The 9000-nt window shown below is 71.9% G+C and carries 7 protein-coding genes and 1 pseudogene; 5 read left to right on the top strand and 3 right to left on the bottom strand.

The genetic code is table 11. The features are described from left to right. The first annotated feature begins 30 nt into the window (after nucleotides 1–30). Complete coding sequence (locus ACFV7R_RS40970; protein ID WP_385273966.1) at nucleotides 31–1035, top strand: phosphatase PAP2 family protein; 1005 nt, start codon at nucleotides 31–33, stop codon at nucleotides 1033–1035. Here the strand turns inward: ACFV7R_RS40970 and ACFV7R_RS40975 are convergent. Continuing rightward, entirely contained in the window at nucleotides 1023–4016 is a 2994-nt protein-coding gene (locus ACFV7R_RS40975; RefSeq protein WP_385273969.1) for a bifunctional [glutamine synthetase] adenylyltransferase/[glutamine synthetase]-adenylyl-L-tyrosine phosphorylase, read from the bottom strand. The two genes, ACFV7R_RS40970 and ACFV7R_RS40975, sit on opposite strands and share 13 nt — an antisense overlap. Before the next feature lie 124 nt (nucleotides 4017–4140). Here ACFV7R_RS40975 and ACFV7R_RS40980 point away from each other — a divergent pair, with 124 nt between their 5' ends. From ACFV7R_RS40980 to ACFV7R_RS40990, 3 genes are all read left to right on the top strand, one after another. Then, nucleotides 4141–4686, top strand: a complete 546-nt coding sequence (locus tag ACFV7R_RS40980; RefSeq protein ID WP_385273972.1) for a pyridoxamine 5'-phosphate oxidase family protein — start codon at nucleotides 4141–4143, stop codon at nucleotides 4684–4686. Beyond that, nucleotides 4665–5108 (top strand): VOC family protein, encoded by a 444-nt coding sequence (locus tag ACFV7R_RS40985; protein ID WP_385273975.1) that lies wholly within the window; start codon nucleotides 4665–4667, stop codon nucleotides 5106–5108. Before ACFV7R_RS40980 ends, ACFV7R_RS40985 begins: the two co-directional genes overlap by 22 nt. Nucleotides 5109–5327: 219 nt before the next feature. Then, on the top strand, nucleotides 5328–7463 hold the full coding sequence (locus ACFV7R_RS40990) for a SpoIIE family protein phosphatase (RefSeq protein WP_385273978.1): 2136 nt from the start codon (nucleotides 5328–5330) through the stop codon (nucleotides 7461–7463). Between the two features lie 99 nt (nucleotides 7464–7562). Here the strand turns inward: ACFV7R_RS40990 and ACFV7R_RS40995 are convergent. Both ACFV7R_RS40995 and ACFV7R_RS41000 read right to left on the bottom strand, forming a co-directional pair. Next, nucleotides 7563–7649, bottom strand: a pseudogene (locus ACFV7R_RS40995) (glutamine synthetase); the annotation flags it as partial. 259 nt (nucleotides 7650–7908) lie between these two features. Beyond that, on the bottom strand, nucleotides 7909–8274 hold the full coding sequence (locus ACFV7R_RS41000; RefSeq protein ID WP_385273981.1) for a hypothetical protein: 366 nt from the start codon (nucleotides 8272–8274) through the stop codon (nucleotides 7909–7911). 116 nt (nucleotides 8275–8390) lie between these two features. On the opposite strand from ACFV7R_RS41000, the gene ACFV7R_RS41005 reads away from it, so the two are divergent. Then, complete coding sequence (locus tag ACFV7R_RS41005; RefSeq protein WP_385273984.1) at nucleotides 8391–8537, top strand: hypothetical protein; 147 nt, start codon at nucleotides 8391–8393, stop codon at nucleotides 8535–8537. Nucleotides 8538–9000: the final 463 nt, after the last annotated feature.

Below are 9000 nucleotides of genomic sequence, written 5' to 3' on the forward strand. Positions count from 1 at the left end.
CGGAAATCTTTTCTGGCAGACTCTGTGCCCATGGGTGACACGACCGTGACGACACAGGAAGGCCGGGAAAGAGTCCTTCCGCATCCCGTCGCGGACGAAACCGGGCGGGGCATCCTGCACCGGCTGCGCGCACCGCGCCGACCCCGCCTGTGGTTCGAGATCCTGCTGATCGCGGTGAGTTACTGGACGTACTCGCTGATCCGCAACGCGGTCCCGGAGCAGAAGGCCGAAGCGCTGCGCAACGCCGACTGGATCTGGAAGGCCGAGCAACAGCTCGGTATCGCCGTGGAGCAGTCCGTCAATCATGCCGCCAACTCGGTGACCTGGCTCATCGTCAGCATGAACTACTACTACGCGACGCTGCACTTCGTGGTGACGCTGGGCGTGCTGGTGTGGCTGTACCGCAGCCATCCCGGGCGTTACGCGGCGACGCGGCTGGTCCTCTTCGCGACGACGGGCGTGGCCCTGGTCGGTTACTACCTGTATCCGCTGGCGCCGCCGCGGTTGATGAACAGCGCCGACTTCATCGACACCGTCATGGTCCATCAGACCTGGGGTTCGATGGCCTCCGGCGACCTGAAGAACATGTCCAACCAGTACGCCGCGATGCCGTCCATGCACATCGGCTGGTCCGTGTGGAGCGGGCTGACGATCTTCGCGCTGGCGACGGTTCCGTGGGTGCGGGTGCTGGGGCTGCTGTACCCGGCGCTCACCCTGGTGGTGATCGTCGCCACCGCCAACCACTTCTGGCTCGACGCCGTCGGCGGCATCCTGTGCCTCGGCTTCGGCTACGCGCTGGCGCGGGTGTGGTACGGATCATGGCCGTACGCGCTGCCGCGCCGGGTCGCGAGCGGATCGGGGGACTCCCGGCGGGCGGGCCCGGGCGATTCGCGGTCGACGGGTCCGGGGGATGCCCGGTCGGCGGATCCGGACGACTCCCGGCCGGCGGGCCTGGGTGACTCTCGGCCGACAGGCCCGGGTGACTCCCGGCCGCAGGAGGTGCCCGGCCCCCGCACCCGGGCTCACGCCCCGTAGAACAGCTCCTCCACCACGCCCCGCGCCCTGCGTGCCGTACGCCGGTACGCGTCCAGCATGTCGCCCACGTGGCCCGGCCCGTACCCCAGGTAGCGGCCGACCGCGGCCAGTTCACGGGGGTCCGAGGGGAAGGTGTCCCCGGCGCGTCCGCGGACCAGCATCACGGCGCCTCGCACCCGGGTGGCCAGCACCCACGCCTCGTCGAGGGTCGCCGCGTCCTCGGCGGACACCAGCCCGGCCTCGCGCGCGGCTGCCAGAGCCTGGCGGGTGCGGGTCGTGCGCAGCCCCGGTTCCTGCCACCCGTGCCGCATCTGCAGCAACTGCACGGTCCACTCCACGTCGGACAGCCCGCCCGGCCCGATCTTGGTGTGCAGTTTGGGGTCGGCGCCCCGGGGCAGCCGTTCCGACTCCATCCGCGCCTTGAGCCGCCGGATCTCCCGTACGGCCTCCTCCGACAGCCCCTGCTCCGGATACCGCAGCGGATCGATCAGCTCGATGAACCGGCGCCCCAGGTCCTCGTCGCCGGCCACCGGTTCGGCCCGCAGCAGCGCCTGCGACTCCCAGACCAGGGACCAGCGGCGGTAGTACGCCTCGTACGACTTCAGTGTCCGCACCAGCGGTCCCGACTTGCCCTCGGGCCGCAGGTCCGCGTCGATCAGCAGCGGCGGGTCGGAGCTCGGGACCTGCAGCAGGCGGCGCATCTCGGCGACGACCCGGCCCGCGGCCTCGGCTGCCTCCCGTTCGCCGACTCCCTCCTGCGGCTCGTGCACGAACAGCACGTCCGCGTCGGAGCCGTAGCCCAGCTCGTGCCCGCCGAACCGGCCCATGCCGATCACCGCGAACCGGGTCGGCAGGGTGTCGCCCCAGCCCTCCCGGACCACGGCCCGCAGCGTCCCGGCCAGCGTCGCCGCCGTCAGGTCGGACACCGCGCCGCCGACCCGGTCCACCAGCGCCCCCTGGTCGGCCTCGACCGGCTGGGCCTCGGTGCCGTAGGAGCCGACGATGTCGGCGGCGGCGATACGGAACAGCTCCCGGCGCCGTACCCCACGGGCCGCGGTGACCGCCTGCTCACCGCCCTCGGCCCGGCCGACGGCCGCGAGGATCTCCTGCTCCAGGTGGGCCCGCGACCGGGGCCGAAGTCCCCCGCCGTCGCTGTCGCCGAGCAGCGCCACGGCCTCCGGGGCCCGCATCAGCAGGTCGGGGGCGAGCCGGCCGGCGGACAGCACCCGGGCGAGGTTCTCCGCCGCCGCACCCTCGTCCCGCAGCAGCCGCAGATACCAGGGCGTCTTGCCCAACGCGTCCGACACCTTGCGGAAGTTGAGCAGACCGGCGTCCGGGTCGGCGGAGTCCGCGAACCAGCCGAGCAGCACGGGCAGCAGGGTGCGCTGGATCGCGGCCTTGCGGGTGACGCCGGAGGCCAGCGCCTCCAGGTGGCGCAGGGCGGCGGCCGGGTCGGCGTAGCCCAGCGCGACCAGCCGTGCGCGGGCCGCCTCGGGGCTCAACCTGGCCTCGCCGGGGGCGAGTTGGGCGACCGCGTCGAGCAGCGGCCGGTAGAAGATCTTCTCGTGCAGGCGTCGTACGACGGCGGCGTGCCGCTTCCACTCCCGGTTCAGCTCGCCGACCGGGTCCGTGCGCAGGCCGAGGGAGCGGCCGAGGCGCCGCTGGTCGGCCTCGTCCTCGGGGACCAGGTGGGTACGGCGCAGCCGGTAGAGCTGGATGCGGTGCTCCATGGAGCGCAGGAAGCGGTACGCGGCCTCCAGTTGCGCGGCGTCCGTCCGCCCCACGTACCCGCCCGCGGCCAGCGCCTGCAACGCGGCCAGCGTCGTCCCGCTCCTGAGCGAGGCGTCCGCCCGCCCGTGCACCAACTGCAGCAGCTGTACGGCGAATTCGACGTCCCGCAGACCGCCCGGGCCCAGCTTCAGTTCGCGCTCGACCTCGGCGACGGGGATGTTCTCGACGACCCTCCGACGCATCTTCTGCACATCGGCGACGAAGTTCTCGCGCTCGGCGGCCTGCCACACCAGCGGCTCGAGGGCGGTGACGTACTCCTCGCCGAGTTCGACGTCACCGGCGACCGGGCGGGCCTTGAGCAGGGCCTGGAACTCCCAGGTCTTGGCCCAGCGTTGGTAGTAGGCGAGATGGCTGCTGAGGGTGCGGACCAGCGGACCGTTGCGGCCCTCGGGACGGAGATTGGCGTCGACGGGCCAGATGGAACCCTCGACGGTGGTCTCGGAGCAGATCCGCATCATGTGCGAGGCGAGCCGGGTCGCGGCGCGCAGCGCCTTGCCCTCGTCGGCTCCTTCGACGGCCTCGCCGACGAAGATGACGTCGACGTCGGAGACGTAGTTCAGCTCGTGGCCGCCGCACTTGCCCATCGCGATGACGGCGAGCCGGCACAGCGCGGCGTCGTCCGGCGCGGCGGCGCGGGCGATGCCGAGGGCGGCGCGCAGGGTGGCGGTGGCCAGGTCGGCGAGCTCGGCCGCGGTCTGGGCGACGTCGATCGTGCCGCACACGTCCCGCGCGGCGATGGACAGCAGACAGCGCCGGTAGGCGACGCGCAGCGTGACGGGGTCGGTGGCCTCGGCCAGGCCCCGCTCGAACTCCGCCACTCCGGGGTGCAGGTCCCGCGGCTCGTAGGTGACGAGGGCCTGCCAGTCGCCGGCGTGCCGGGCGAGGTGGTCGGCGAGGGCGGCCGAGGCGCCGAGCACACCGAGGAGACGGTCGCGCAGCGGCTTGGACGCGGTCAGGGTGTCGAGCAGTTCACGGCGTGCGGTGGGGGCGGGCTGGGCCTCCAGCAGGCGTACCAGACCGTGCAGGGCCAGGTCCGGGTCGGCGGTGGCGCCCAGCGCCTCCAGCAGCACCGGGTCGTCGCGCAGGCCTGCGAGCTCTGCTGCGGACAGGAGCCGCTCGGCGGCGGCGGGATCGGTGAAGCCGTGCCGCAGCAGCCGCGTGAAGGTACTGCTTCTGCGCCCCGGCGTCATCCTCGCCCTCCCGTCCTGATCAACGTGCCCCGAACCGAGCCTAACCGGACTGCCCGCGTCGGGCGCCGATGAGTTCCGCGGGCGTACGGGGTCTGCCCTCTCGAGGACCTTCAGGAGGCAGCTCATGATCGCCAAGCAACCACAGACCCGTCTCGACCAGCGCTACAGCGACGAGGCGGCCACCGCGACCCCCTGGTCGGAGGCCGAGGCACTGCTCGCCGGGTCCGAGCTGTTCTGGATCTCGACGGTACGCCCCGACGGGCGGCCCCATGTGACCCCTCTGCTCGCCGTCTGGTCGGACGGCCGACTGCACTTCTGCACCGGCCCCGAGGAGCGCAAGGCCCAGAACCTCGCCGCGAACCCGCACGTCGTGCTCACCACCGGCACCAACACCTGGAACAAGGGATACGACCTGGTGGTCGAGGGCGAGGCGGTGCGGATCACCGACGACGCCCGGCTGCGCGAACTGGCGGCCGCGTGGGAGGCGAAGTACGGCAGCGTCTGGCACTTCGACGTGGCGGACGGCTGCTTCCGGCACGGTGCGGGACACGCTCACGTCTACTCGGTGGCGCCGCGCACGGTTTTCGGCTTCGGTAAGGGGGATCCGTTCGGTCAGACCCGTTGGCGATTCATCTTGGAGGACCAGCAATGGACTTCACGCTCGAAGTGATCCCGCTGCCCGTGAGCGACATCGACCGGGCCCGTGACTTCTACCGGGACAAGGTCGGCTTCCACGTCGACATCGACCAGGAGGTCATGCCGGGTATGCGCATCGTCCAGCTGACGCCTCCGGGCTCGGGCTGTTCGATCGCGCTCGGCGACAGCATCTGGGACCTGACCAAGGGCGAGACAAAGCCCGAGCCCGGCTCCTACCAGGGCCTCCAGCTGTGCGTCGCCGACATCAAGGCGGCCCGCGCGGAACTGGTCGAACGGGGCCTGGAGGTCTCCGAGCCGGTCCAGTACTCCCCCGACGACGGCGCGACGTTCATGTACTTCAAGGACCCCGACGGCAACGGCTGGTCGATCCAGGAGTACCGCCGCAGGGCCACGGAGCCCCTGCACCAGGTGCTGGCGGAGTTGAAGCAGCAGTAGGGAGACGCGTGGCGCAGGGGGTGCCGTGTCCAGGCACCCCCTGCATGAGGGGCAGCAGGCCTAGCGGTCGCGTGACATGTCGGCTGTCGGGGCTGCCTTCTCGCCAGGATGTCGCTCCTACGCGGTGGGCATATTGTCCGCATATGGGTGGTACTCGGTGCGGCCGGGGCGGTGCGCCATCGCAGGAGCGGTCGGTACGGCCCGGGGGAAGGTGAGAGCGTGCAGGACCCTGCCGGCTTCGTCGCTGCCGCGAGCTTCGGCCCGGAGCTGGTGGACCTCGCCCTGGCCCGGGTCGTGTCGGAGACCGACGCGTCTGCGGGCTTTGTGTATCTGCTGCCGCCGGGCGAGTGGGTGCTGCGGCTGGCGGTGCTCAGCGGGGACTCGCCGGAGCTCATCGCCCCGTGGGCGCAGGTGCGGCTCACCGCCCCGGTCCCGGTGGCCGACGCGGTGCGCGAGCGGCGCCTGGTGTGGCTCGGCAGCCAGGAAGAGCTGGCGCGCCGCTACCCGCAGTCCGCGCTCGTGCTGCCCTACCACTTGGCGGTGGCCGCCGCACCGATCACCACCGACACCACCGTGTGGGGCGGCCTGGTGCTGCGGTGGCCCGGCTCGCACCCGCCGCAGCTGCCCTCGCAGGAGCGCGATGCGCTCCTTGCCTGCTGCCACCGCCTGGGCCTGCTCCTGCAGCAGGCCGCCGACGGTGACCACCCGGTGCTGCCCGAGCCCGAACCGCGAGTGGTCCCCCCGCTGCGCTCCCGCACCCCCGAGCCGGTCCGGGAGACGGCCGCGGCCGACTTCGCCGAGCGCCTGCCCGGAGGCTGCTGCGCGCTGAACACGGAGGGCCGGATCACCTTCCTCACCTCCGCCGCCGCCGACCTCCTCGGAGCCGACGTTCCCGGCCTGTTGGGCGCCCGGCCCTGGGAGGCCCTGCCGTGGCTGGACGACCCAGTCGTCGAAGACCGCTACCGGGCCGCGGTCTTCAGCCGCCAGCCCACCTCCTTCACCGTCCTGCGCCCACCGGACCACTGGCTGTCCTTCCGCCTCTACCCGGACCCATCCGGCATCAGCGTCCGCATCACCCCCACCGCCACGGCCCATGGCCCGGACGCTTCAGGGGTGCTGCACCCCGCTGCCCCCGACGCCCCGGGCCGGACGACCGCGCTCTACCACCTGCTGCACCTGGCGGCCACGCTCACCGAGGCCGTCGGGGTGCGGGACGTGGTCGACCGGGTCGCCGACCAGCTCCTGCCCGCCTTCGGCGCCCAGGCCCTCGCCCTGATGACGACGCAGGAGGGCCGGCTGCGGATCATCGGCTACCGCGGCTACGCCGCCGAGCTCATGGATCGCTTCGACGCCCTCCCCCTGACCTCGGACACCCCCGCCGTGCACGTCCTGACCACCGGCATCCCCAGCTTCTTCGCCACCTTCGAGGACCTCAAACGCGCCTATCCCCCCGCCGTCCGGCAGGACGAGATGGGCGCCTGGGCCTTTCTGCCCCTGATCACCTCCGGCCGCCCCGTCGGCTCGCTGGTACTCGCCTACGCCCGGCCTCATCCCTTCGCCCCGGAGGAACGGGCCATCCTCACCTCCACCGCCGGACTGGTCGCCCAGGCTCTGGACCGGGCCCACCTCTACGACGCCAAACACCAGCTCGCCCACAGCTTGCAGACCGCCCTGCTGCCCCAGGCCCTCCCCCGCATCCCCGGCCTGGACGTGGCCGCCCGCTACCTCCCCACCGCCCGCGGCATCGACATCGGCGGCGACTTCTACGACCTCATTCGCCTCGACGAGGCGACCGCCGCCGCGGCCATCGGCGACGTCCAGGGCCACAACGTGAACGCCGCCGCCCTCATGGGGCAGGTCCGCACCGCCGTCCACGCCACCGCCGGTGCACCCCCCGGCGAGGTCCTGGCCCGCACCAACCGTCTGCTCACCGACCTGGACCCCGGCCTGTTCACCAGCTGCCTCTACGCCCACCTCGACCTGGCGCGCCACCGCGCCCACCTGGCCAGCGCCGGCCACCCCCCGCCGCTGCTGTGCCACCCCGACGGGCACACCGAGGTCCTCGACCTGCCGCCCGGACTACTGCTGGGCATCGATCCGGCCGCCGACTACCCGACGACCGAGATCCCCCTGCCACCCGGCGCCGTGCTCGCCCTGTACACCGACGGCCTCGTCGAAACCCCCGGCACCGACCTCGGCGAGGCCATCGCCGGCCTCGCCGACCAGCTCGCCCAGTCCCGGCGGCAGAGCATGGACGCCCTCGCCGAGACCCTCGTCCACCACGCCCAGCGGTCGGCATCCCACGGCGACGACATCGCCCTGCTCCTCATCCATCCGCACCAGGACGGCGGCTGACACGAGACGGCCCAGGGCCAGTGAGACGGCTCAGGGCCGACGGTTCGAGACCGTCGGCCCTGGATGCCGCGCACGCGGGACACCCGCGCTGACCTGCGCCTACAGCACCGGCAGGTTCTTCCGCAGCTCGAACGCCGTCACCTCGGAGCGGTACTCGTACCACTCCTGCCGCTTGTTGCGCAGGTATTGAAGGGGCCATTCGTGGGGGTGCAGCGTCGAGCCGAACCCTCATGGGTAGCTGCGAAGTTACCGTTGCTGCTGGTCATTGTTGGTCGTCTGTGTCCGTCCCTCGACGGCCCGGAGACGGCCCCGGTCCGGCGGCTCGGCAGCCTTACAGCGGGTTACGTGCACCAGCCGCGGCCTGCGAGTTTCCTTGATCCTGGCGCTACGGGGGGAGACCTGGGAGGAAAACGGCAGCCAGTGCTCGCGCGGCGGCCTCTCTCGCTTACCTGACCAGACATCTATCGCTCGCCCCGGGCCGGTAGCCCACCGGTGCGCGGATCCGGTCGCTCGCCGGTAACTCAGCGTGGATGCTCGGCCGGACCTCCACGATGGCTTCGGCGTCCTCCTGGTCGCCCTCCTCGTCGCGCCAGAGGTAGACCCGCACGTGCTTCGCCCGGTGTAGGCCGCGCACCTTCCACTCGGTCATCAGGTCGGCGACGACGAGGGAGAGGGCGTACTGGGGCCCCTGGCTCGAATCGTCGGCGGTGATCGTGCCCCGCCACCGTTCCGGGTCGCTGCCGTAGGGGCGCCATCCCTCCGAGCCGTGCGGCTCGAACACCCGGTACACCCAGTCCGTCTCGGTGCCCATAGCACCGATCCTGTCACTGCAAGGAGCACCATGCGCCGCATCGGATCCACCCCGCCTACAACAACTGCCCCGACGTCTTTGAGCTGGGCGAGGGGTCCTTCTTCGTCATCGGCACGGTGCCCGCCGCCGGGCAGGCGCCGACTGCCGAGCAGCTGCGCACGATGGGCGCCTCCATCGGCGACGACGAGCGGACGGTGATCCCGCCGCGCGACTGCATGCTGCACGCCGTGAAGCAGCTCGTCGCCCAGGGACTCGTCGGGTAGCTGGTCGCGAGATATTGGGCCTGAACACCCAGGAGCCCCGTCCCCCCGCCGGTCGCACCCGGCGGACTACGAGGACGAGGCCCTGGCGGTGCTCAGTTCGACCAATCCGTGACGGCGCGGCAGCCCGCCGCGCCCGTTGGCGGTTGCTGCTGGCCCTCTCGGACGGTCCGGAGCACAGCCAGCCCACTTCCAGAGAGCTCCCCTCACCCCTCTCACCTGCGACTTCTCCATTGCCAGGCACCCCTGGGGCACACCTGGGGGAAGAGGCCCCGAGAACACCGCTTTAGGAGTTCGATCCTGTTCGGGTCTGGCCTGCGTGAGCCCGTGCGGGTTCGCCGTCCCTGGTTCTTCTTCGGCTCGCTGAATCGGTGGCCGTCCGAGGGCGTTGATGTCAGCTGGTGCTGTCGTACACCTCGTAGAACGCGCGCCATCACATGCTGCGAGGCAGGTCCTTCGTTCTGTG

This window comes from Streptomyces sp. NPDC059866 (assembly GCF_042731325.1).
In the GTDB taxonomy this organism is placed as follows: domain Bacteria; phylum Actinomycetota; class Actinomycetes; order Streptomycetales; family Streptomycetaceae; genus Streptomyces; species Streptomyces flavusporus.

Excerpts from the sequence above, each read along its gene's own strand:
- ACFV7R_RS40970 (WP_385273966.1), top strand. The coding sequence starts at position 31 with ATGGGTGACACGACCGTGACGACACAGGAAGGCCGGGAAAGAGTCCTT.
- ACFV7R_RS40975 (WP_385273969.1), bottom strand. The coding sequence starts at position 4,016 with ATGACGCCGGGGCGCAGAAGCAGTACCTTCACGCGGCTGCTGCGGCAC.
- ACFV7R_RS40980 (WP_385273972.1), top strand. The coding sequence starts at position 4,141 with ATGATCGCCAAGCAACCACAGACCCGTCTCGACCAGCGCTACAGCGAC.
- ACFV7R_RS40985 (WP_385273975.1), top strand. The coding sequence starts at position 4,665 with ATGGACTTCACGCTCGAAGTGATCCCGCTGCCCGTGAGCGACATCGAC.
- ACFV7R_RS41000 (WP_385273981.1), bottom strand. The coding sequence starts at position 8,274 with ATGGGCACCGAGACGGACTGGGTGTACCGGGTGTTCGAGCCGCACGGC.